The organism is Maritalea sp. S77, assembly GCF_049801075.1.
Classification (GTDB): domain Bacteria; phylum Pseudomonadota; class Alphaproteobacteria; order Rhizobiales; family Devosiaceae; genus Maritalea.
In genome coordinates, this window is sequence record NZ_JBNAGG010000005.1 from 133057 (window position 1) to 155473 (window position 22417).

Genomic DNA, 22417 nt, shown 5'->3' on the forward strand with positions numbered 1-22417 from the left:
TAGATCAATTGCACCACGATCCGTTTCCATTATTCTCTGACCAATAATGGAGAGTTCAGATGCGCACGCCGGAGAATGCACAAGTTAAACTAAAGCGCACCTTGTCGCTGCCCATGCTCGTTTTTTACGGCATTGGCGTGACCATTGGGGCGGGCATATTTGCACTGATCGGCGAAATTGTTGGTCTTGCTGGGCAGCAGGCCCCCCTCGCCTTCTTGCTGGCTGGTGTTATCGCAGCAGCGACGGGCCTTTCTTATGCCAAACTTTCCTCCGTTTATCCGCGCGCGGGCGGCGAAGCGGTGTTTGTCAATATTGGGATCGGTGCATTTTGGGGCCGTGTTGTGGGCTTAGGCGTAACCGCTACTGCCATCATTTCCAGCGCGGTTGTCGCACTCGCCTTTGCGGGATATTTTCAACAACTCATCCACCTGCCGACGCCCTTTATCACCAGCGTTGTTGTTATCAGCTTAGCCGGCATTGCATGGTTTGGTGTGCGAGAAAGCGTTATTTTTGCCGCTACAATCACCATATTGGAAATTGGCACCTTAATCGTGATCGGTGCGATGGGGATACCCAATCTGGACGATGTTGGCTATCTGGCTCAAAGCCTCAATCCGTTGGCGGAGAACGCCAATATGATGGCAGTGACCAGCGCGGCGATGATTGCCTTTTTCGCCTTTGTTGGGTTTGAAGATATTGAGAATATGGCTGAGGAAACTAAGGATGCGCATAAGAATGTGCCCCTCGCGATCCTCATCACGCTCATATTGACCGTGTTGGTTTATATGCTGGTGGCCTTGGTCGCCATCACCAGCATGGACCAAACTAAATTAGCAAACAGTGCCGCCCCAATGGTGGACTTGTTCGCCGCCCTTTCCGGCCGCTCGGGTGCCCCGATTGCCGTGATCGCCACCATTGCGATGGTGAATGGCATTTTGGTGCAGATTGTTATGGCGTCGCGGGTGCTTTACGGCATGGCAAACGAAGGGCTTGTGCCTGGTATTTTTGGCCAACTTGATCCGAAGCACCAAACACCTTTGTTTTCGACTTGGTTTGTTGCTGGCCTAACCATTGTGCTCGCCATCAGCTTTCCGCTGGTACATTTGGCGCAGGCCACAAGTGCCATCATCCTATTTGTATTTAGCTTGGTGAACTTTTCCCTTTGGCAAATTGCTCGGCGCAAAGATGCGCCAGCCGCCCTGCGCCATTGGGAATGGTTGGGATTGTTTGGCACGTTAATTTCAGCAGGATTGTTGCTAAGCGAAGCGATCAAGCTTTTCTAAGAAAGAGCTGCCGGGCCTTAGATGGGCTCGGCAGCATATTGCGTTAGCGCGTGATGATTTCCGGCCCCATCATCGCATAGGGGAGCAGCGTTGATAGCTGGGGCGTGTACGTCACAATTACCAAGAAGATCAACAACACAGCTACGAACGGTGCCGCCGCTTTCACTACCTGAATGAGGCTCATGCCCGTTATGCCCGAGGTCACAAACAGGTTGAGGCCAATGGGCGGTGTGATCATGCCGATTTCCATATTCACCACCATGATGATGCCCAAATGGATTGGGTCGACGCCCAACTCCATGGCAATGGGAAACACCACCGGCGCAACAATCAGCAACAGGCCTGATGGCTCCATAAACTGACCGCCGATCAACAGCAAAATGTTTACTGCAATCAAGAAGGTGAACCAGTTAAAGCCTGCATCCAACATTAGGTTTGTGATGGATTGTGGAATGCGCTCAGACGTCAAAACGTGAGCGAAGAGCAGCGCGTTGACGATGATGAACATCAACATCAAGGTGGTGCGCGACGCTTCAACCATCACTCGCCGCGTATCATTATGCACCAAGGCGGGGAAGAAACGGGTGAGCACCAACACGAGGTTTTTGCCCCAAATCGGCAAGCCCCGCACAAGCAACATCGGCACCCGGGCGATGCTGGTTTTTGGGTCGCGCCACATGCTGTAAGCGATCATGACCGCCACTGACAATATGATGCCCGCCCAGAACCGTGCTTCAAGGCTGATTTCACTATCACGACCCACCACAAAGTAGGACAAAGCCATCCACACAAAGAAGATGCCGAGAGCATATACGGTAGCCGAGAAGCCAACACGCGCTTCAACAGGCGCATCTTCGGGAATCCAAGTGATGCCCGCCAAGGGGCCCATATCCCGATAGACAAAGATCGCAATAAGGAATGCGTAAACGGCAGCAACAGCAGCAGCTTCTGTTGGGGTGAACACCCCGCCATAAATGCCGCCAATAATGATGACGATCAAGAACAAGCCCCAGCCCGCTTCTTTGCCGCCCTGCAAAATCTCGCCAAAGCCGCGCCAGGGTTCCGCTGGCAGCTTTTTGATGCGTGCCACCACATAGATGGCCAACATCAACATGCCGCCCGCCAGAAGCCCCGGCAGAACGCCTGCCAAGAACATGCGCCCCACGGACACTTGTGTGGCGGCGGAATAAACCACCATAACGATGGAGGGCGGAATCAGGATGCCCAACGTGCCCGCATTGGCAATAATGCCTGCTGCGAACTCTTTCGAATAGCCTACCTGCATCATGCCTGCGATGGCGATGGTGCCGATGGCCACAACGGTTGCCGGAGACGAGCCAGACAAAGCCGCGAACATCATACAGGCCAACACAGAGGCCATGGCGAGGCCGCCGCGGAAATGGCCAACGGAGGCGATGGCAAACCGGATGATCCGCTTGGCCACACCGCCAGTGGACATAAAGCTTGCAGCCAAGATGAAGAAGGGAATGGCCAAAAGCGTATAGTTTTGTGACGCGGTGAACAATTGCAGCGCCACGGAGGAAATAGAGTCGGTGGAGAAGAACGCAATCACCAACACCGACGCAAGGCCTAGGGAGACGGCCACCGGCACGCCAAGCAACAGCAAGACGAGCACCATTGTGAACAAAATTGCAGAGACCATTAGTTTGCCTCCTTCAATGCATCTTTATTTTCAGCCACCAAATCTTCAGCTTCATGGCCCGCAATCATCAAATCGCGCTCGCCTTTGAAAATTTGGACAAATGCCTCAATGGACCGGAAGGCCAAAAGGGCAAGTGAGATTGGCAAGATGAGATAAGCCACCCAGCGCTGCACGCGCTCTGGCCAGCCAAACTGGTCAACCATAAAGGTTGGATATTTCAAATCTTCCAAACCCAATTGCAGCTGGAACATTTTCGACCAATATGTCATGGCCCCACCTTTGCCATTGGCACCGAAAATGCTGAGCCAATCTGCATTGAGCAGAATGATCGCATATAGCGCAGTGCAGGCCGCGCCAAACAAGGCAGCAAGGCGCAGGCCGCGCTTGGGCAACATGCGCACAAAGGCGTCGACCCCGAGGTGACTGCCCATTTTGACGCCATAGCTCATGCCGATCAAAATCATCCACGCAAACAGAATGCGTGTGAGTTGCAATGCGCCGCCAAATCCAGAGTTGAACCCGTAGCGTAGCACCACTTGCACAAAAGACACCAAAGTGATTGCCGCCAATAAGAGCGCCAAAATATTTTCTTCTAAATTGCTGATTACTTCTGGGTATTTGCGTTCCGCCAAAAATATGGCGGCGATAAGCACAGCAATAATGCCATATAGCCAATATGCGGCCATAGCCCCCTCCTTTGCCCCGTCAAAGCAAAAGCCGCGTCCCACCAAAGGGACGCGGCGTAGATTTATGGATTATTGACCCGCAGCAACGGCTGCATCGATCACGTCTTGACCGATATCGTCTTTAAACTGATCCCAAACAGGCTTCATTACATCCACCCATTCTTGACGCTGTTCTGGTGTCAGCGTGCGCACAACACCACCAGCGGCGATCATTTTTTGCTTGGCATCTTCGTTCACTTCGGTCGCTTTGGCATTTGCCGCCACTACTTCTTCGTTGAAGATGGTGAGGAACTGCTCGCGCACTTCCGGATCAAGGCTGTCCAACCATTCTTTTGAGGTTACTGCCAAATAGGTCAGCAATTGGTGGTTGGTTTCGGTGACGCCATCTTGCACTTCGAAGAATTTCTCAGCGTAGATGTTTGACCATGTGTTTTCTTGGCCGTCCACAACACCAGTTTGCAGCGCGCCATACACTTCTTTAAATGCGAGCTTTTGTGCAGAAGCATCCATTGCTTCGATCATGGCAACAGCCACGTCAGATGTTTGCACGCGGAACTTCATGCCTTCCGCGTCGCTTGGCACCATCAATGGTTTTTTGGCAGAGAAGTGCTTCAAACCATTATAGATATAGCCCAAGCCAACATAGCCCTTATCGTCAATCGCATTCAGCAAATCTTGGCCCGTTTCACCTTGGGTGAAGTTGTTCACAGCATCCATATTTGGAAACAGGAATGGCAAATCGAAAATACGATATTTTTTGGTGAAGCTCTCAAACTTTGAAAGCGAAGGTGCCGCGATTTGCACGTCACCCAACAATAAAGCTTCCATCACTTTGTCATCGTCAAACAATGTAGAGCTTGGGAACACCTCCATACAGGCTGTGCCGTTCATTTCTTCATTGATGCGCTTTGCGATGGCTTCAGCTGCTTCACCTTTAGGGTGACCCGTGGCGGCTGTCACGTGGCTAAATTTGATGACAATTTCGCCAGAGTCACAATCAGCGAAGGCTGGTGTGGCGAACAAAGCGGCGCTGATAACTGCGCCAGCTGCGAATTTCTTAAGCATATAATCCTCCCAAGGATAGTATAGATACGGTCCCTCTGACCGCTGATCTTTACATAGCAAGGGGCGTGCCAAATCGATAAATTCCGAATTTTTCTTTTTATTTTAATTAGTTATTCAAATTTCAATATTCGACACAAGCTAAATTTGTGTAATAATCCACACACCGAAATTGCGTCATGTGTAGATTTCTACACATCGCCATCCAACTGATCAGTTTCTAGCCCATATTTTTTCATTTTGTCGTAAAGCGTTTTGCGCGAAATGCCTAAAGCCTCATAAGTCGGCTTTAGAGCACCCTTATTGCGGGAAATTTCAGTAGCGATGACTGATTTTTCAAACCGGGCGACTTGGTCGCTCAGGTGATAGGCCCGGCTGTCATTCTCAGCGCCCAACATGTCCTCACCGAGGCCAAGCCCCATACCCAAGACAAACCGATCCGCACAATTGCGCAACTCGCGCACATTGCCCGGCCAATCATGTGCATGCAAAGCCGCCACGAGGTCTGGCGTCAGTTCCGGAATTTCTTTGCGGAAACGAGCTCTTGCCTGTCGTGTTAAGCGATAGAACAGCATCAAAATATCTTCAGTCCGATCGCGCAAGGGCAGCAAATTGATGCTTGCGACGTTAAGTCGGAAATAGAGATCTTGTCGAAAACGCCCCTCTGCGCTGGCTTCGGCAAGGTCGTCTTTTGATGCCGCAACGATGCGAATATCGAGGGGAATGGTGTTGTTCGATCCCAGCCTCTCCACGCCGCGGGTTTCAACAACCCGCAGTAGCTTCACTTGCAGATCAAGCGGCATGCTTTCAATTTCGTCCAAAAACAAGGTACCGCCATTGGCATATTCGATTTTGCCAATACGCTTTTGATTGGCACCGGTGAAAGCACCAGACTCGTGCCCAAACAATTCGCTTTCGATGATTTCGCCCGGCAATGCGCCACAGTTCACGGCAACAAATGGTTTGTCTTTGCGTGCAGAATGTTCGTGCAATGCGCGCGCCACCATGTCTTTACCGGCCCCGGTTTCGCCATTCACCATCACATCGATATCGGCATCGCCGAGCATTTTCACTTGCTGTCGGATTTGCACCATATGGGGCGAACGCCCGATGAGGGTTTCATCCAGCAAATCTTCGCTTTCAATCTCTTCCCGCAACACACGGTTTTCGAGCACCAAGCGCCGCTTTTCCACGGCGCGATTGATGACAAGGGATAGCTGGCTGGTGGGAAACGGCTTTTCGATAAAGTCGTAAGCGCCATCGCGCATGGCAGACACCGCCATCGCCACATCGCCGTGTCCGGTGATAAAGATCACCGGTAACGCTGGATCGATCTCGATGGTTTTTTTCAAAAACTCCGGACCAGACATTTCTGGCATCCGCACATCGCACACGACAATGCCGAACAGTTGAAAGTGAATTTGCGGCAAGGCATCCGCCGCGCGGCTATAACTCAACACATCGAAGCCATCTAGCTCCAGCGATTGCTCAAGCGCGTGGCGCAAATCATGGTCATCATCAATTAGAAATATCTGTGGCGATTGAGAGATGCTCACACGTTCATTCCTTTGTGGTTTCGGCTTTATGGCGAGGCAGATTCACATAGAAGGCCGCACCGCCAAGCGTGCTGGCTCCAACATCTATGTCGCCACCAAAATCATGGACAATATTGTAGGCAATGGAAAGACCTAACCCCAAACCTTCACTGACATCTTTTTGTGAAACGAACGGATCAAATATGCTGCGTCGATCCTCTTCGCTCACGCCTGCGCCACTGTCTTCCACCCGCAACACCACTTCTTTTTCGCTATAATCCACACCCAAAAACACCATGTTCTTTTCAGTGTTCGCAGCTGCATCAATGGCGTTGGACAACAGATTGACCAACACTTGAGAGAGGCGCAAGCTGCCGCCTTCAACCTTGATGTTTTCCAACGGCAAGGTGAAATCCAGCTCCACCTTTTTGGCTTTGGCGTGTGGATCGACCAAGGTTATCGCCTCTTGCATTAAGGGGCCAATTTCAACATCGCGCAACTTCGTGCCGGGCTTTCGGGCAAAGCTCTTCAATGTTTTGGAGAGCTGCGCCATACGGTCGGTCATTTTGGTGATGCGCTCTAAATTTTCGTCGGCCTTTTCACTGCGATCACGCGCCAAAAAGGCACGGGCATTATCAGCATAGGCCCGGATGGCGGCGATGGGTTGGTTATATTCATGCGAAAGAGCGGCGGACATTTGCCCGATTGAAGCGAGCTTTGCTGATTGTGTGAGATCGAGTTGCGCTTGGCGCAGGGCTTCTTCCGCCTGTATTCGCTCATCATATTCGCGTTTTAGCTCTTGCGTTCGCGCCACAACGCGGCGCTCAAGCTCCCGCGCTACTTCACGCTCCTGCTCATAGCGCAGACGGATGATATGCCAACGCTGGATCAGCAAGAACAACACGCCGCCCAACACAACACCGGCCAAAATGACAATCACTTGAAATTGGTTGCGCGCATTGGCCACTGGATCAAACCGCTCCAACACATTCAAATGCCAATCATAAAGTGGCAAATAAACTGATCGCGCCAAATAGGGTATGGGCCGCCCGCTCCCACGATATAGCGGGAACTGCGTGAGCTCTTCGGGGTAGGTTTGGATCATATCAGGTTGCAGCACACCAGCGAGTTGGTTGCCAACCACCAAGCTGCCATCTGTTTTGGTGACGAATACCGGCTCGTTAATCAATGCCCAAGCGGTGCCTAATGTCTGTAAATCGACATAAACCGTCACTGTGCCCAAGGTTTCGCCCAAGCGCTGAACGCGCGACGAAAACGCATAGGCAATCTGATCATCGCTGCTGCGCAAAGTTGTGCGGCCCAGTCGACCTTCCATCGCCGCCTGCTGCAGTTCCTCCGCAATGGTGGGCGGTGCAAATTGCTCGGATTGGAACTGGGCAAACACCTTGCCATCAGGATCGGCCAATTGAATATTGGCCGCACCAGAGAGGCCTGCCAGTTTGTTCAATAACTGTTGGGTGCGTATTTGGCCAATGCCGACATTTTGCGCTGTGAACAGAAAAGCCACATCCGGCTCTCGCGCCACAATGCCTGTCAGCAACCGATATTTGTCGAACAGGCCGTTGATGGCTTCTTTTTGCAGTGCAAACACTTGATTGATCTCGTGCTCAACCTCTTTAAGTGCGCGGTCTTCAATCAGCGGCAGGCCGATGGCCAAGATGGTCGCCACAACAATGGCCGCGCTCGTGATCAAAGCAAAAACTTGGGCACGGAAAGAATGCGACAAAGACACGAGGGCGCGACGAAAAAACTGCATGTCTCAGTTTTTGCGATCAAACGCGGTTTGGTCAAGCGCTCATCCGCCTGCTTGTGATCTTATGTCGCCACGCTCGCGCTGCTAGAGCGCTTTGGATTTCACATTTATCCGCTTCAAGATGTGGCTCAACGAAGCATTTGAAGGTCGAACAATAAAGGGCCGCATGGGTTTACCTCAATATTTGTCGTTTTGATCAAAAATGGGTTCACGCAATACTCCAAACAATACAAGAATGATGACCAGCATGGCGAAGCCCAACAAAGCGAGCCCATAAAAGCCGAAGCCCAACATCATGCCTATCGCGCCAGAACTCCAAATGCTGGCGCCGGTGGCAGTCCCGATAATTCGCGGTTCATCACCGCTCGACTTGATGATGGCGCCTGCCCCCAAAAAGCCGATACCGGTTAGCACACCTTCGACAATACGCAGCAGGCCAAGCTTTAGATTAGGGTTGCTGCCTGCATAATAAGCGACAATTTCCTGACCCATGATGGCCAAGAGACAGGTCGTGGCCGCCACGATCATGAACACGCGGAAGTCGATGGGTTTGTTTTTGAGGTTACGATCCAAGCCGACGCAAAAGCCAAATAATAGAGCCAGCGCCACTCGCACTGCTGCTTCCGTCCAAGCCAATGTCTGCAAATCTAAAATCTGTCCCATATATGTCCCAAGTCGCACTTCGCGCTGTTTGCTTTCAAATCAAACGAACTTGGCTGCAAATGGTTCCGACCACACGGATTTTGGCCCAGAACTGGACTCTTACAAAAATTTCTGCTCAATAAAGCGGAGACTTAAATAATTTGATTGAGCAATATGTTAGAGTTTATTTTTTCCGCGGCCAATGTGCCGTTTGGCGTCGCGTTGGCGATCGTATTTTTCATTGCATTGTTGGAAGGTATCGGCGTGCTGTTTGGCGCTGGGCTGAGCCAATTTGTCGACAGCATGTTGCCCGAGATGGATTTTGATATCGATGCACCTGACATCGAGTCCCCTGGAATTTTTGTCCAGTTTTTGAGCTGGCTTCGCTTTGGCCAAGTGCCATTTATCATACTCTTGATCGTCATTCTGACTTTGTTTGGGCTGATTGGCTTTGCCTTGCAAGGCGTCGTGACAGACACATTTGGCACCCCCCTGCCCGCTTGGATTGCAGCCCCCTTGGCTGGCGTGGCAAGCTTGCCGCTTATCCGCGGGTGTGCGGGACTTTTGAACCGCATTATGCCGCGAGACGAAACAGATGCGATCTCGCGCACCGAACTGGTCGGGCATCATGGCGTGATCACATTGGGGCGGGCCGAGCAAGGTTCCCCCGCTCAAGCCCGCATCAAGGATGCATTGGGCAATAGCCATTATGTGATGGTTGAACCCCATGAGGGTGAAAACGCCTTGGAACAGGGCGATCAAATCACACTTTTGCGACAGGACAAAACTCGTTTTGTGGCGATGAAAAATCAAACTGAAAACTAAAATTTAAAATCCTTTGGGGAGGACCCATGAGTAGTTCTGCACTTCAAATACTGGTGTTTGCCGGTATCATTCTGGTTGCCTTGTTGACGATCGGCATCATTGTTTCGCGACTTTATCAACGTGCGTCGAAAGAGATGTCGTTTGTACGCACAGGTTTTGGTGGCCAAAAAATCATTATGAATGGTGGCGCGTTGGTGTTGCCTGTTTTGCACGAAATCATCGCCGTTAACATGAACACGTTGCGCCTTTTGGTGCGCCGGGCTGATGATCAAGCTTTGATCACGAAAGACCGGATGCGGGTTGATGTGGTGGCGGAATTTTATGTGCGGGTTCAGCCCACAGCCGACTCCATTGCCAACGCTGCGCAAACCCTTGGTTCGCGCACGATGCGCCCAAGTGAGCTGAAAGATTTGATCGAAGGTAAGTTCGTGGATGCGCTGCGCTCTGTGGCCTCTGAAATGAGCATGGAAGAGTTGCACGAGCAGCGTGTAAGCTTTGTGCAAAAAGTTCAGCAAGTCGTTTCAGAAGATCTGCTTAAAAATGGTTTGGAATTGGAAAGCGTGTCATTGACCGGTTTGGACCAAACCAGCATGGAATATTTCAACCCGAACAACGCATTTGATGCGGAGGGTTTGACCCGGCTGACGCAAGAAATCGAATCTCGCAAAAAAATCCGTAACGATATTGAGCAGGATACAGCGGTTCAAATTCAGCATAAAAACTTGGAAGCTTCGAAGCTCAAATTTGATTTGGGCAAAGAGGAAGAATATGCTCGCTTGCACCAAGAGCGTGAAGTTGAAGTGCGGCGCGCCCAGCAGGCGGCGGAAATCGCGGTGGAGCAATCTGAAAAGCGCAAAGATGCCGAACGCGCACGGATTGAAGCTGAGCAGCAAATTCGTCAGTCGGAAATCACATCTGAACGCGCGGTTGAAGAAGAACGCATTGCCAAAGAGCGAGTAATTGAAACTCAAGATATTGAGAAACAGAAAACCGTTCGCATCGCCTCACAAGATCGCGAAATTGCGATTGCGGAAAAATCTAAAGAGGAAAGCTTGTCGCGCGCAACAGCGGATGAAGCTCGGGCCAAAGCCGTTGAAGCAGAGGAAAAAGTTGTTTCTGCCCGCGAACGGGAAATCGCTGAGCGGCAAAAGCAAATTGAGTTGATCGAAGCGGCGAAAGAAGCGGAGCGTGACGCGATTAGCCTAAAAGTGGTGGCGGAAGCCCAGAAGGTTGCTGCGGCTGATAATGCCGAGGCTGTGCGTGAAGAAGCACGTGGTGAGGCTGACCGTGTCACCATCAGCGCAAATGCGGATGCGGAAGCGGAGAAAACCCGCGCGGCCGCGTCTGAAATTCGCTACGCGGTGGAAGCGACGGGTAACCGCGCCTTGAACGAGGCGGCCAACCTGCTTTCCAACGACCAGATCTCCATGAAGGTGAAGTTGTCTTTGATTGAGAATTTGGAAAACATCATCCGTGAAAGCGCCAAGCCAATGGAGAACATTGACGGCATCAAGATCATCCAAGTTGACGGGTTAAGCAGTTCCCCTGCTGGCGCGGCAACAAACGGCCACGCCGATGGTGGCAGCAATGGCAATTTGGCAGATCAAGTTGTGAACAGCGCCTTGCGCTATCGCGCCCAAGCCCCATTGCTGGACAGCTTGCTGAAAGAAGTTGGGCTGAATGGCCACGACATTAATGGGCTGACAAATGCGGTTGATGAATTGGTGAACAAGCCGCGCGATGCAGCCACAGAGGAAGATGAGGATGGTGAAGTAACCGCCGATGAAATTGCGCAAGCGGTGATCGCGGATTCGCGGCACACATCACCTTCAAATGGAAAAGCCAGGGCTGCATCTCCATCCAAAGCGGCCAAGACCAAGTCACCGAAGCCAAGTGGCGATGCGACGTCGGAAACGTAAAGCCAAATCAATAGTTCTACACAGGGGCGCTTCGGCGCCCCTTTTTTTAGCCCGCAACCGCCAACGACCTACTCAAGGTCTAAGCGCATAAAGACGCTTTCCGGGTCTTCGCGATAATCTCCAAACGGATCGCAATAGTTGAAACCAAATTTTTCATACATGGCTCTGGCCGCCGCAGAAGCGTCTCGGCTGCCTGTTTCCAAATAGATTTGGTCGATCTTTTGATCTTTGGCCAAGGCAAAAATATGGTTGATTAGCTTGGTGCCAATACCATAACCGCGCCCGCTGGCCAGCACATGCATAGATTTCAATTCTGCAGCATTGGTGCCAAAGGGCTTGAACCCAACCATACCCACACATTTCTCGTCCAACCATGCGGTGATAAGCTGCATATTTTCTGCAGCCAGTTCATTGATGCCCAACTCGTGATTGCTTTCCGCCGGATAATGCGCCGCGCCATAAGCATGATGCGCCTCGACCAATTGGTGAAGCTGCGGATCGTTAAAATCTGCCGGGCGAATTTCAATTTGAGCGGGTTTGGACATGGTGCGAATCCAAGCGAATAAACAATAGGCATAAGCCTAGCGCAGGATGCACCAAAGACCAATAATTTACGAAGAAAAATTGGTGGAGCCTAGCGGGATCGAACCGCTGACCTCTTCGCTGCCAGCGAAGCGCTCTCCCAGCTGAGCTAAGGCCCCAATTCAGAGCTGCAAAATGTTTTGCAGCTCGATTTGTTGGCGCAAATTAGTCAACTCGTGCGTGAGTTGCAAGACCGAAAATTGCGCCAACGTAAAAAAATTTATTCTTCGTCTTTTTTGATCGGTACGTCGATGCCGATATTGTCGTCATCGTCGTCTTCTTCCAAAAAGACATCATTGTCATCATTGTTGATGTCGTCATCATCATCTTCCAGATCTACGTCTGGCAAATTCTTGATGTCATCATCATTTTCTTCTTCATCAGCTTCATCCAATGAAACAATTTCAGCGCCAGCTGCAGCAGCTGCGCTATCTGTTTCAATTTCATCCACTGAATCAATTTCTTCTTCGACTTCTTTTTCGGCAGCTTTTGCAGCAGCCATTTCAGTCACAAATTCTGCACCGCATTTTGGACAAATAATCGGGTCGCGATTAAGATCGTAAAATTTGGTGGCACAGCTTAAGCACTGGCGCTTGGTTCCGCGGTCGGTCTTGGCCACTTCAATCACCTCGTCAAGTTCATCTCTGTATTGGCAGGTTGGGTTAGAAGCTAGAACACAATCTGTCAAATGAAAATGGTAGTTTTTTGTTTTCAATTGGTCTGTTCACATTGTCAACTTGATAAATGCCGTGCTAGAAGTGCAACCGCGTTCCGTTAACTCCAGATAGAATTTATACATGTCACATACTCGATCTGCCCCGATCCCATTGGCTGCAATGCGATCTCAAGGGCTTACGGGCGCTATCGCCATGCCTGGCGATAAGTCCATTTCTCACCGCGCACTCATGTTTGGCGCAATGGCTTTAGGCGAAACCATCATTTCTGGCCTTTTGGAAGGCGAAGATGTTTTGGCCACTGGCCGCGCCATGGCACAATTGGGCGCGAAAATTGAAAAACGCGGCAATTATTGGCACGTCGACGGCGTGGGTGTTGGTCATTTTAAAGAACCAAGCGAACCGCTGGATTTTGGCAATGCAGGCACCGGTGTGCGGCTGGCCATGGGCCTTGTGGGCACCTATCCGTTCGTTTCACGCTATGAAGGCGATGCCTCGCTTTCTGCGCGGCCAATGAATCGCGTGTTGAACCCGTTGCGCGAAATTGGCGTTGAAGTGGTGGAAGAACAACCGGGGGGCAGATTGCCTATCGCCCTTAAAGGGCCGGAAAATCCGGCACCAATCCACTATAAAACGCCAATGGCATCTGCGCAGGTCAAATCCGCCATCATGCTGGCCGGTCTGATTATTCCGGGCACCACGACAGTGATTGAAGAAGTGCACACCCGTGACCACACTGAAAAGATGCTCAAAGGTTTCGGTGCCAGAGTTGAGGTTTCCACCGATGCTGACGGTGTTCGCACTATTGAGGTGGAAGGTTTGCCTGACCTGCGCGGACAAGAAGTCTTGGTGCCGGGCGACCCGAGTTCAGCGGCGTTTCCAATGGTGGCGGCTCTGTTGGTGCCGGGTTCAGACATCACCATCGAAAATGTTTTGATGAACCCGACCCGGACGGGCTTGATCACCACTTTGCTAGAGATGGGGGCGAACATTGAATTGACCAATGAACGCCAATCTGGCGGCGAAGATATTGCTGACATTCGGGTCAGATATTCTCAACTCAAGGGCGTAACCGTTCCTGCCGAGCGTGCAGCGTCCATGATCGACGAATATCCCGTCCTGGCCGTAGCCGCCTCTTTTGCGGAAGGCGCCACCCATATGCCAGGCATCGACGAATTGCGGGTAAAAGAAAGTGATCGACTTTCTGCCGTGGCCAATGGGTTGAAAGCCAACGGCGTGGCGTGCATTGAGGGCGAAGACTTTTTGACCGTTGAAGGCATGGGCGACCAAGTGCCGGGTGGCGGACTTGTCGAGACTCATCTCGACCACCGCATTGCCATGTGCTTTTTGGTGATGGGCCTTGCCGCAAAAAATGCAGTTAAGATTGACGATAGTGCTATGATCGCCACAAGCTTTCCGAGCTTTGTGCCAGACATGACACGGCTTGGCGCGCAATTTGATCGGCCCAACGCTTAGGAGCAACAGATGATCATCGCGATTGACGGCCCAGCCGCTTCGGGCAAAGGCACCATTTCCAAAAAACTGGCGCAGCATTTTGATCTGCCCCATATGGATACAGGCCTTTTATATCGTGCGGTGGGCTATGCCATGCGCGATGATCTTGACCAACCCAATTGGGAACAATTGGCCATCGACAAAGCCCAATCGTTGGATCTGTCGCATTTTCATGAGCATGATCTGACCACGGCAGAGGCTGGAGTTGCCGCATCTAAAGTGGCGCGCGTACCTGAGGTGCGCGCCGCGCTTAGAGAGGTGCAGCTTAACTTTGCCAGTCAGGCTGGCGGCGCAATTTTGGATGGGCGGGACATTGGCACCCGTATCTGCCCAGAAGCAGATGTGAAACTCTATGTCACGGCGGACGCATTTACCCGCGCTCAACGCCGCACCAAGCAGCTAAATGCACGCGGTGTGGACGTGACGATCGACGAAATTTTGGCACAAATTGAAAAACGCGATGCGGATGACAAGAATAATCCAGCTGGCGCCTTTTTTATTGCCGAAGATGCGCACTTGCTTGATACAACAAAATTGTCTATAGAAACCGCATTCCAAGCGGCTTTAGAGCTTGTGAACGACGTTTTGGCGCAAAAGAAAAGCTCATAAATACTGGGCTTTAATTTCAGCTTTTGATCCAAATGATGTTTCGCACCGCTCGATTTTTGGATTTTTGCCAAACAGTACCGCTTAGAACTATCGCATGAAAGACAAAGGTGAAACCCTTGTGCCGGGAGCGCAAGCTCCGGGTTTTGTTTTTGGATTTGATGCGCGTTTTAACAAAAGAACGGCACATTGATCGGAGTATTCATGACAGATACCGCTGTCGCTCAAGAGAATTTCGAAGCACTATTGTTCGAAAGCTTTGAAACGAACGAACCTGCTGAAGGTAACGTTATTAAAGGCAAAATTGTTGCCATTGAAAAAGACCTTGCTGTTATTGACGTAGGTCTAAAAACTGAAGGCCGCGTGCCTTTGAAAGAATTCGGCGCTGCTGGCCGCGATGGCTCTTTGCAGGTTGGTTCTGAAGTTGAAGTTTATGTTGATCGCGTTGAAAACGCGATGGGTGAAGCTGTTCTTAGCCGTGAAAAAGCACGCCGCGAAGAAAGCTGGGTTCGCCTTGAAGGGCTCTTCAACAAAAATGAACGCGTTGAAGGCATCATCTTTAATCAGGTTAAAGGTGGTTTCACCGTTGATCTCGATGGCGCGACGGCATTTTTGCCACGCAGCCAAGTTGATATCCGCCCAATCCGCGACATTGCCCCATTGATGAATGTGGCGCAGCCTTTCCAAATCTTGAAAATGGACAAGCGCCGCGGCAACATCGTTGTGTCTCGTCGTGCTGTTCTCGAAGAGAGCCGCGCAGAGCAACGTTCTGAAATTGTTGGCAAGTTGGAAGAAGGCCAAGTGGTTGAGGGTGTTGTTAAAAACATCACTGACTACGGTGCATTCGTTGACTTGGGCGGCATTGATGGCTTGTTGCACGTGACAGACATTGCATGGCGTCGTGTGAACCACCCATCAGAAGTGCTTTCAATTGGCGAAACCATCAAAGTTCAAATCATTCGCGTGAACTTGGAATCGCACCGCATTTCATTGGGCATGAAGCAGCTTGAAGCTGATCCTTGGGAAACAATCGATCAGAAATACCCATTGAACAGCCGCTTCACTGGCCGCATCACAAACATCACCGATTACGGTGCGTTTGTTGAGCTTGAGCCAGGCATTGAAGGCTTGATCCACGTTTCAGAAATGAGCTGGACCAAGAAGAATGTACACCCAGGCAAAATCGTTTCTACCTCTCAGGAAGTAGAAGTGAAAATCTTGGAAGTTGATCCTGAGAAGCGTCGTATTTCTCTTGGCCTCAAGCAGTGCCTCGACAATCCTTGGGAAGCTTTCGCAGCTAAATTCCCACAGGGTACTGAAGTTGAAGGTGAAGTTAAGAACAAAACTGAATTTGGTTTGTTCATTGGCCTCGAAGACGATGTGGACGGCATGGTTCACTTGTCTGACCTCGACTGGAACCGTCAAGGTGAGGAAGCTTTGGAAGACTATAACCGTGGTGACGTTGTTAAAGCGGTTGTGTTGGACGTTGATGTGGACAAAGAGCGCGTTTCTTTGGGCATCAAGCAGCTTTCTAACGACCCATTCACTGAAGCTACAGACGGCATGCGCAAAGGTTCAATCGTAACCTGTGCTGTTACTCAAGTGAATGATGGTGGCATTGAAGTTCAACTTGCTGATGGCGACATGACTGCCTTCATCAAGCGTTCTGATCTTAGCCGCGATCGTTCAGAGCAGCGTCCAGAGCGTTTTGCTGTTGGCGACAAAGTGGATGCACGTATCGTTCAGTTCGATCGCAAGACACGCCGTTTGACACTTTCCATCAAGGCTTTGGAAATTGCTGAAGAAAAAGAAGCTGTTGCTCAGTATGGTTCAACAGATTCTGGCGCCTCTTTGGGCGACATTCTTGGCGCAGCCTTGAAGCAAAACAATACAGACGACTAAGCTTTAGAGCTTTGTTTGAATTGGAAGCCCGCCCAGCAAATTGTTGGGCGGGCTTTTTCATTGCGCAATTGATGGGGTCTTGGCGCTTGCCAATCGGCTCGAGTTTGCCTAGGACAGAAGAAACAGTTTTTGAGGATGCAAACGGTGACCACACCTTCCGAATTTGAACAAATTGATCAAATGATGAGCAAACGCGCCCTCAAGCGCTCACGGCGCAATTGGCGGTTTGTTGCATTTGCTGCACTTGTTATTGCTGTTGTTGCAATTTTAGGTCGCTCCTTGGGTGGGTTTTCGACACCTGGCGCCAATGAAGGCCCACACATTGCCCGCATTGTGATTGATGGTGTGATCGCCTCTGATCCACTGCGCCGGCAAGTGCTGAATGACCTCGCAAATGATGACAATGTGACGGGTGTCGTTATCCAAATTAACAGCCCGGGCGGCACCACCGCAGGCGGCGAAGAACTATATGAAGGCGTTCGCGCCATTGCGGAAAACAAGCCTGTTGCTGCGGTGATCAATGAGTTGGGCGCTTCTGCGGCCTATATGACAGCGATTGGGGCTGACAAAGTTTATGCGCGCCGTCTTTCAATCGTTGGCTCAATCGGCGTTTTGATCCAACATATGGATGCGTCCAAACTGCTAGACACAATCGGCATTGATTATGACAAGGTGGCCACAGGTCCGTTGAAGGCAGAACCCGATATTGATGAGCCAATGTCGCCTTTGGTCCGGCAATCTTATCAACAGCTTGTGGATGATTCCTTTGAATGGTTTGTCGACATTGTGGCTGAACGTCGCGGCTTAGATCGCGCAGAGGTACTGCGCCTTTCAGATGGTCGCATCATGACTGGTCGTATGGCACTGAAGGCCCAGTTGATCGACGAAATCGGCGATGAACTTACCGCAAAAGCTTGGATGGAAGGTGAAGCAGAAGCCGCCGATCAGCAGGTTTTGACCTATTATCCGTTGCCCGAAGAGCCATGGCAAAATATCGGCAATTGGGTCGGCACACAGATTGGTTCAGTTTTTGTTAACCGTTTGAATAACACGCAAGTGCTTGACGGTTTGGTTTCGGTTTGGCAACCTATAGAGTAGCTTTTGGCCCAAAAATCGCCAAAAATGTGATTTTAATTCAGGGCATTAGCGCACTCGGGGAGGCCCAAATTGATTAAATCAGAACTCATTCAAAAACTTGCAGATGAAAATCCGCACCTGTTCCAGCGGGACATTGAGAATATCGTAAATACGATTATTGACGAGATCGGTGATGCTCTTGCCAATGGTGGCCGTGCGGAGCTGCGCGGTTTCGGTGCATTTTCTGTAAAGAATCGCCCTGCGCGGGTTGGTCGCAATCCACGCACTGGGGAAAAGGTTGAAGTTGAGGAAAAATATGTGCCTCAATTCAAAGCGGGTAAAGAAATCCGCGAAAGATTGAACAAATAATATTTAGACGTGCTTTTTTCAGGTGCGTTTAACTGGACGAGAGGCATCGCACCATTATGTTAAAGCGTGTTGTGACGTGGTTTTTTCTTATTCCACTCGCATTACTGTTTGCCTTTTTTGCATTGGCAAATCGCCAAGAGATACAATTGGGCATTGACCCTATTTCACCAGAGTCGCCATTCCTCGGGCCTTTTCCGGTGCCGCTATTTATTGTGATTTATGGCGCGCTTCTGTTGGGCATCGTTTTAGGTGGCGTCGGTGCCTATATGGGCCAACACAAAAAACGCGCAGAACTGCGCGCGCTGCGTAAAGAACACACCAAACTCAAGCAACAAATGGATGCCCAAACGCCCGCACAACAGTCTGATGATGGCTTGGCGCTGTTGGATGATCGAGTATAAAATGTTGTGTCCATCTGTTGAGAAAAGTGCCCCCTCATGCCCTTGCTGATTAAAACTTGCGGCCTCAAATCGCCTGAAATCATTGATACGGCACTTGAATCAGGGGCCGATATTGTTGGTTTCGTGCATTTTGCGCGCAGCCCGCGCCATCTCGATCTTTCAGATATTGGCAATTTGATCCGCTATATGAATGGCCGCGCCAAAACCGCCATCCTCACCGTCAACCCGGATGAAGATTTGTTGGAGCATTTGGTGGCGCTTGATCCAGACTATATTCAGCTGCACGGACAAGAGACCATCGAACGCGTTGAACATATCCAACAAATGGGTGTGAAAGTGATCAAGGCGCTTCCGGTAGGCGGAAAAGAAGATTTGGCCACAGTGCCTGCTTATGCAGGTAAGGCAGATCTCATTATTCTTGACGCAAAACCGCCAAAAGATTCGGCGCATCCGGGCGGCAATGGCGAAGTATTTGACTGGTCGCTTTTGAAAGCGCTTGACCCCGACATAAAGTTCATGCTTTCCGGTGGGTTGACGATTGATAATGTTGAGCAAGCAGTGCGCGAAGTGCAACCATTCGGCCTAGACCTTTCCTCAGGCATTGAGGTGCGCAAGGGCGAAAAAGACGCTGGCTTAATCAAGAAATTTATGCGCCGCGCGCGCGGATAGGATCATTCGCGAGCACGACGACAAGGGAGAATAATAGATGACCTCAACCGCAAATAGCTTGCGCCAAGGGCCGGATGAAATGGGCCGCTTTGGCATGTTTGGTGGCCGCTTTGTTGCTGAAACTTTGATGCCGCTGATTTTGGAATTGGATGAAGCCTACAAGGCCGCCAAAGCCGACCCAAGCTTTCAGGATGAGCTGGATTATCTCAATAAGCATTATATTGGTCGCCCTTCACCGCTCTATTATGCCGAGCGTTTGACCGAGCATCTTGGTGGCGCCAAAATCTACTTTAAGCGCGATGAGTTGAACCATACTGGTTCGCACAAGATCAATAACTGCATCGGGCAAATCCTACTGGCCAAGCGCATGGGCAAGCCGCGCATTATCGCCGAAACTGGCGCGGGCCAGCATGGCGTGGCAACGGCGACTGTGTGCGCCCGCTTCGGCTTTCCTTGCGTTGTTTATATGGGTGCCAAAGATGTGGAGCGGCAAGCGCCAAACGTGTTCCGCATGAAGTTGTTGGGTGCTGAGATCATTCCGGTAACAGCGGGCCAAGGCACATTGAAAGACTCGATGAATGAAGCCCTGCGCGATTGGGTTACCAATGTTGACGACACATATTATCTGATTGGCACAGCAGCGGGCCCACACCCATTCCCTGAAATGGTGCGGAATTTCCAATCTGTGATTGGTCGCGAAACCAAAGAACAAATGATGGAAGCCGAAGGGCGGCTGCCAGATATGCTGATCGCAGCTGTTGGTGGCGGTTCAAATGCCATTGGCTTGTTCCATCCTTTCCTTGATGACAAAGACGTTCAGATCGTTGGCGTGGAAGCCGGCGGCAAAGGCCTTGATGGCGACGAGCATTGCGCGTCATTGACCGCAGGCAAGCCTGGCGTGTTGCACGGTAACCGCACTTATTTGTTGCAGAACTATGATGGCCAAATCGACGAAGGTGCATCTATCTCTGCGGGTCTTGATTATCCAGGCATTGGCCCAGAACATGCTTATCTGCGCGACACAGGTCGGGTTGAGTATGTGCCGATTATGGATGATGAAGCGCTCGAAGCATTCCAGCTTTTGACTCGGCTTGAGGGCATTATTCCAGCGCTTGAACCTAGCCATGCGTTGGCGGAAGTTGTGAAGCGTGCGCCGAAGATGGACAAAGACCAAATCATCGTGATGAACCTTTGTGGCCGTGGCGACAAAGACGTTTTCACCGCTGCCAAGCATCTTGGCGTTGACCTCGAACAATAATCGCAAGGGATTGAATTTATGACGCAGCGTATGGATGACGCCTTTGCAAAAACACGTGCGGAAAACCGCCCGGCCCTCGTCACTTTTGTGATGGCGGGCGACCCCAATTTTGAAACAGCTAAAAACATCGTGCTGGGCCTGCCAGAGGCTGGCGCTGATGTGATTGAACTGGGCATGCCTTTTTCTGATCCGATGGCGGATGGTCCCACCATTCAAGCTGGCGGCCAACGTGCGCTGCAAGCTGGGCAGGACATGAAAAAGACGCTGGAGTTGGTTCGCCTGTTCCGGGAAGTCAACAGCACAACCCCAATTGTTTTGATGGGCTATTACAACCCGATTTACATTTATGGTGTGGACCAGTTTTTGGCGGATGCCCTTGAGGCTGGCGTTGATGGCTTGATCGTCGTTGATCTTCCCCCTGAAGAGGATGAAGAATTGTGCTTGCCTGCACTGAATAAAGGCCTGAACTTTATTCGCTTGGCGACACCCACAACAGATGACAAGCGCTTGCCGCAGGTTTTGGCCAACACATCTGGATTTGTTTATTACGTCTCCATGACTGGCATTACCGGGTCTGCTTTGTCGAATCCGACAAATATTGGTGCCGCCGTCAAGCGCCTCAATCAACATACCGATTTGCCAATCTGTGTTGGCTTCGGCATCAAGACCGCAAATGATGCCAAAGGCATTGGCGCGCAAGCAGATGGCGTTGTTGTGGGCACAGTTTTGGTCAAAGCGGTCGAAGATGGCGTGGCCGCGAACGAAGGTGCCGAACAGATCGCAGGGCGTGTGCACACGATTGTGCGTGAGCTGGCGGGCGGGTGTCGGGCAGCTCGCTAGTTTGGCTGCTCGCATTTTTGCCTAAAACCATATATAATATGCCCAATATTGGCGGGCCTAAAGCAAGACTCGCCAAGCTTTGAATGATCGCTTATAAGGCGACAGAAATTTTGTGCAGGAAGGCTAAGAGGTCTCATGAACTGGATTAATTCCGTTGTTCGTCCAAAAATTCGTTCATTTTTGAACAAGCGTGAAACCCCGGACAATCTTTGGGTGAAATGCCCACAAAGCGGCGAAATGGTGTTTTACCGCGACCTTGAAGCTAACCAGTGGGTGGTGCCAAATTCTGGCTTCCACATGAAGATTAAAGCGCGTGATCGTCTCAAATCATTTTTGGACGATGGCAAATTCGACGAGCTCGAAACGCCAGATGTGCCCGTTGATCCGCTTAAATTCCGTGACAGCAAAAAATATACAGACCGTTTGCGCGATAGCCGCGCCAAGACAGACATGAAAGATGCCGTTTTGGTGGCCACGGGCAAATTGCTGGGCCGCGACGTCACCGTTGGCGTGCAGGATTTCGATTTTATGGGCGGTTCGCTCGGCATGGCAGCGGGTGCTGCTATTGTTAAGGGCGCCGAAGCTGCGGTGAAAAACAAAACGCCGTTCGTGTTATTCACCGCTTCTGGTGGCGCACGGATGCAGGAAGGCATGCTTTCTTTGATGCAAATGCCGCGCACAACCGTTGCGCTGCAGCGGCTCAAAGAAGCCGGATTGCCTTATATTGTTGTGTTGACCAACCCAACCACAGGCGGCGTGACAGCGTCTTACGCGATGTTGGGCGACGTGCAGATTGCAGAACCTGACGCGTTGATCGGCTTTGCGGGCCAGCGCGTGATCGAGCAAACCATTCGCGAGAAATTGCCAAAAGGCTTCCAACGTTCTGAATATCTTTATGATCACGGCATGATCGATATGGTGGTGCACCGCCATGATCTGCGGCCAACGATTGGGCGTCTGATTGGTATTTTCACCAAGTCAGAACTCAATGAAATTGAAACCAGCAGCGCCAAACGCAAGAGCGTGCGGGATGCTGTGGCGGAAGCTGAAGGCGAAGAAGCCAAAAAGAACGAAGGCCCAGCGGAAGGCGATTTGGTGCTTGAGCAGCCCCCTGTGGCGCACGCGGAATAAGCGC

The 22417-nt window shown here is 51.0% G+C and carries 21 protein-coding genes and 1 tRNA gene; 13 read left to right on the forward strand and 9 right to left on the reverse strand.

All coding sequences use genetic code 11. The features are described from left to right. Positions 1 to 59 precede the first annotated feature (59 nt). The gene (locus ACP15Y_RS15290) at positions 60 to 1283 is read left to right on the forward strand and encodes an APC family permease (protein WP_424983978.1); all 1224 of its coding nucleotides are present in this window, start codon (positions 60 to 62) and stop codon (positions 1281 to 1283) included. A gap of 43 nt (positions 1284 to 1326) precedes the next feature. On the opposite strand, the gene ACP15Y_RS15295 is transcribed toward ACP15Y_RS15290, so the two are convergent. The 6 genes from ACP15Y_RS15295 to ACP15Y_RS15320 all read right to left on the reverse strand — a co-directional run bounded on the left by ACP15Y_RS15295 (position 1327) and on the right by ACP15Y_RS15320 (position 8666). Further along, positions 1327 to 2946 (reverse strand): TRAP transporter large permease, encoded by a 1620-nt coding sequence (locus ACP15Y_RS15295; RefSeq protein WP_424983979.1) that lies wholly within the window; start codon positions 2944 to 2946, stop codon positions 1327 to 1329. Next, positions 2946 to 3632, reverse strand: coding sequence for a TRAP transporter small permease (locus ACP15Y_RS15300; protein ID WP_424983980.1), 687 nt, complete (start codon positions 3630 to 3632; stop codon positions 2946 to 2948). Before ACP15Y_RS15300 ends, ACP15Y_RS15295 begins: the two co-directional genes overlap by 1 nt. A gap of 69 nt (positions 3633 to 3701) precedes the next feature. After that, on the reverse strand, positions 3702 to 4697 hold the full coding sequence (locus ACP15Y_RS15305) for a DctP family TRAP transporter solute-binding subunit (protein ID WP_424983981.1): 996 nt from the start codon (positions 4695 to 4697) through the stop codon (positions 3702 to 3704). 188 nt (positions 4698 to 4885) lie between these two features. Next, entirely contained in the window at positions 4886 to 6250 is a 1365-nt protein-coding gene (locus tag ACP15Y_RS15310; protein ID WP_424983982.1) for a sigma-54-dependent transcriptional regulator, read from the reverse strand. A 4-nt stretch (positions 6251 to 6254) separates the two neighbouring features. Beyond that, positions 6255 to 8006: an ATP-binding protein gene (locus tag ACP15Y_RS15315; RefSeq protein ID WP_424983983.1), complete on the reverse strand. Its 1752-nt coding sequence runs from the start codon at positions 8004 to 8006 to the stop codon at positions 6255 to 6257. 174 nt (positions 8007 to 8180) lie between these two features. Then, on the reverse strand, positions 8181 to 8666 hold the full coding sequence (locus ACP15Y_RS15320) for an MgtC/SapB family protein (RefSeq protein WP_424983984.1): 486 nt from the start codon (positions 8664 to 8666) through the stop codon (positions 8181 to 8183). Between the two features lie 153 nt (positions 8667 to 8819). Here ACP15Y_RS15320 and ACP15Y_RS15325 point away from each other — a divergent pair, with 153 nt between their 5' ends. Both ACP15Y_RS15325 and ACP15Y_RS15330 read left to right on the forward strand, forming a co-directional pair. Continuing rightward, a complete protein-coding gene (locus ACP15Y_RS15325) occupies positions 8820 to 9470 on the forward strand; it encodes a YqiJ family protein (protein WP_424983985.1) in 651 nt (216 codons plus the stop codon). A 26-nt stretch (positions 9471 to 9496) separates the two neighbouring features. Beyond that, a complete protein-coding gene (locus tag ACP15Y_RS15330) occupies positions 9497 to 11389 on the forward strand; it encodes a flotillin domain-containing protein (protein WP_424983986.1) in 1893 nt (630 codons plus the stop codon). A 68-nt stretch (positions 11390 to 11457) separates the two neighbouring features. Here the strand turns inward: ACP15Y_RS15330 and ACP15Y_RS15335 are convergent, their stop codons facing one another. From ACP15Y_RS15335 to ACP15Y_RS15345, 3 genes are all read right to left on the reverse strand, one after another. Then, on the reverse strand, positions 11458 to 11934 hold the full coding sequence (locus ACP15Y_RS15335) for a GNAT family N-acetyltransferase (protein WP_424983987.1): 477 nt from the start codon (positions 11932 to 11934) through the stop codon (positions 11458 to 11460). Between the two features lie 80 nt (positions 11935 to 12014). Beyond that, positions 12015 to 12090, reverse strand: a tRNA-Ala gene (locus ACP15Y_RS15340). 101 nt (positions 12091 to 12191) lie between these two features. Beyond that, positions 12192 to 12590: a TIGR02300 family protein gene (locus ACP15Y_RS15345; RefSeq protein WP_424983988.1), complete on the reverse strand. Its 399-nt coding sequence runs from the start codon at positions 12588 to 12590 to the stop codon at positions 12192 to 12194. Between the two features lie 178 nt (positions 12591 to 12768). On the opposite strand from ACP15Y_RS15345, the gene aroA reads away from it, so the two are divergent. The 10 genes from aroA (at position 12769) to accD (ending at position 22413) form a co-directional block, all read left to right on the forward strand. Beyond that, complete coding sequence (gene aroA, locus ACP15Y_RS15350) at positions 12769 to 14121, forward strand: 3-phosphoshikimate 1-carboxyvinyltransferase (RefSeq protein WP_424983989.1); 1353 nt, start codon at positions 12769 to 12771, stop codon at positions 14119 to 14121. A gap of 9 nt (positions 14122 to 14130) precedes the next feature. Continuing rightward, positions 14131 to 14769, forward strand: a complete 639-nt coding sequence (gene cmk, locus ACP15Y_RS15355) for a (d)CMP kinase (RefSeq protein ID WP_424983990.1) — start codon at positions 14131 to 14133, stop codon at positions 14767 to 14769. A gap of 201 nt (positions 14770 to 14970) precedes the next feature. Continuing rightward, entirely contained in the window at positions 14971 to 16668 is a 1698-nt protein-coding gene (gene rpsA / locus ACP15Y_RS15360; RefSeq protein ID WP_424983991.1) for a 30S ribosomal protein S1, read from the forward strand. Positions 16669 to 16812: 144 nt separating this feature from the next. Then, positions 16813 to 17766 carry a signal peptide peptidase SppA gene (sppA, locus tag ACP15Y_RS15365; protein ID WP_424983992.1) on the forward strand — a complete coding sequence of 318 codons (954 nt, stop codon included), beginning with the start codon at positions 16813 to 16815 and terminating at the stop codon, positions 17764 to 17766. A gap of 69 nt (positions 17767 to 17835) precedes the next feature. After that, positions 17836 to 18114 carry an integration host factor subunit beta gene (locus ACP15Y_RS15370; RefSeq protein ID WP_027835572.1) on the forward strand — a complete coding sequence of 93 codons (279 nt, stop codon included), beginning with the start codon at positions 17836 to 17838 and terminating at the stop codon, positions 18112 to 18114. A 56-nt stretch (positions 18115 to 18170) separates the two neighbouring features. After that, the gene (locus ACP15Y_RS15375; protein ID WP_424983993.1) at positions 18171 to 18515 is read left to right on the forward strand and encodes a LapA family protein; all 345 of its coding nucleotides are present in this window, start codon (positions 18171 to 18173) and stop codon (positions 18513 to 18515) included. A 36-nt stretch (positions 18516 to 18551) separates the two neighbouring features. Continuing rightward, positions 18552 to 19184 carry a phosphoribosylanthranilate isomerase gene (locus ACP15Y_RS15380; RefSeq protein ID WP_424983994.1) on the forward strand — a complete coding sequence of 211 codons (633 nt, stop codon included), beginning with the start codon at positions 18552 to 18554 and terminating at the stop codon, positions 19182 to 19184. 37 nt (positions 19185 to 19221) lie between these two features. Then, on the forward strand, positions 19222 to 20442 hold the full coding sequence (gene trpB, locus ACP15Y_RS15385; RefSeq protein WP_424983995.1) for a tryptophan synthase subunit beta: 1221 nt from the start codon (positions 19222 to 19224) through the stop codon (positions 20440 to 20442). Positions 20443 to 20460: 18 nt separating this feature from the next. Continuing rightward, the gene (gene trpA, locus ACP15Y_RS15390) at positions 20461 to 21282 is read left to right on the forward strand and encodes a tryptophan synthase subunit alpha (protein ID WP_424983996.1); all 822 of its coding nucleotides are present in this window, start codon (positions 20461 to 20463) and stop codon (positions 21280 to 21282) included. Between the two features lie 135 nt (positions 21283 to 21417). Further along, a complete protein-coding gene (gene accD, locus ACP15Y_RS15395) occupies positions 21418 to 22413 on the forward strand; it encodes an acetyl-CoA carboxylase, carboxyltransferase subunit beta (RefSeq protein WP_424983997.1) in 996 nt (331 codons plus the stop codon). The last annotated feature ends 4 nt before the right edge of the window (positions 22414 to 22417 follow it).

Excerpts from the sequence above, each read along its gene's own strand:
- accD (WP_424983997.1), top strand. The coding sequence starts at position 21,418 with ATGAACTGGATTAATTCCGTTGTTCGTCCAAAAATTCGTTCATTTTTG.
- ACP15Y_RS15330 (WP_424983986.1), top strand. The coding sequence starts at position 9,497 with ATGAGTAGTTCTGCACTTCAAATACTGGTGTTTGCCGGTATCATTCTG.
- trpB (WP_424983995.1), top strand. The coding sequence starts at position 19,222 with ATGACCTCAACCGCAAATAGCTTGCGCCAAGGGCCGGATGAAATGGGC.
- trpA (WP_424983996.1), top strand. The coding sequence starts at position 20,461 with ATGACGCAGCGTATGGATGACGCCTTTGCAAAAACACGTGCGGAAAAC.
- aroA (WP_424983989.1), top strand. The coding sequence starts at position 12,769 with ATGTCACATACTCGATCTGCCCCGATCCCATTGGCTGCAATGCGATCT.
- rpsA (WP_424983991.1), top strand. The coding sequence starts at position 14,971 with ATGACAGATACCGCTGTCGCTCAAGAGAATTTCGAAGCACTATTGTTC.
- ACP15Y_RS15375 (WP_424983993.1), top strand. The coding sequence starts at position 18,171 with ATGTTAAAGCGTGTTGTGACGTGGTTTTTTCTTATTCCACTCGCATTA.
- ACP15Y_RS15325 (WP_424983985.1), top strand. The coding sequence starts at position 8,820 with ATGTTAGAGTTTATTTTTTCCGCGGCCAATGTGCCGTTTGGCGTCGCG.
- ACP15Y_RS15290 (WP_424983978.1), top strand. The coding sequence starts at position 60 with ATGCGCACGCCGGAGAATGCACAAGTTAAACTAAAGCGCACCTTGTCG.
- ACP15Y_RS15380 (WP_424983994.1), top strand. The coding sequence starts at position 18,552 with ATGCCCTTGCTGATTAAAACTTGCGGCCTCAAATCGCCTGAAATCATT.
- ACP15Y_RS15300 (WP_424983980.1), bottom strand. The coding sequence starts at position 3,632 with ATGGCCGCATATTGGCTATATGGCATTATTGCTGTGCTTATCGCCGCC.
- cmk (WP_424983990.1), top strand. The coding sequence starts at position 14,131 with ATGATCATCGCGATTGACGGCCCAGCCGCTTCGGGCAAAGGCACCATT.
- ACP15Y_RS15295 (WP_424983979.1), bottom strand. The coding sequence starts at position 2,946 with ATGGTCTCTGCAATTTTGTTCACAATGGTGCTCGTCTTGCTGTTGCTT.
- ACP15Y_RS15335 (WP_424983987.1), bottom strand. The coding sequence starts at position 11,934 with ATGTCCAAACCCGCTCAAATTGAAATTCGCCCGGCAGATTTTAACGAT.
- ACP15Y_RS15305 (WP_424983981.1), bottom strand. The coding sequence starts at position 4,697 with ATGCTTAAGAAATTCGCAGCTGGCGCAGTTATCAGCGCCGCTTTGTTC.
- ACP15Y_RS15315 (WP_424983983.1), bottom strand. The coding sequence starts at position 8,006 with ATGCAGTTTTTTCGTCGCGCCCTCGTGTCTTTGTCGCATTCTTTCCGT.
- ACP15Y_RS15320 (WP_424983984.1), bottom strand. The coding sequence starts at position 8,666 with ATGGGACAGATTTTAGATTTGCAGACATTGGCTTGGACGGAAGCAGCA.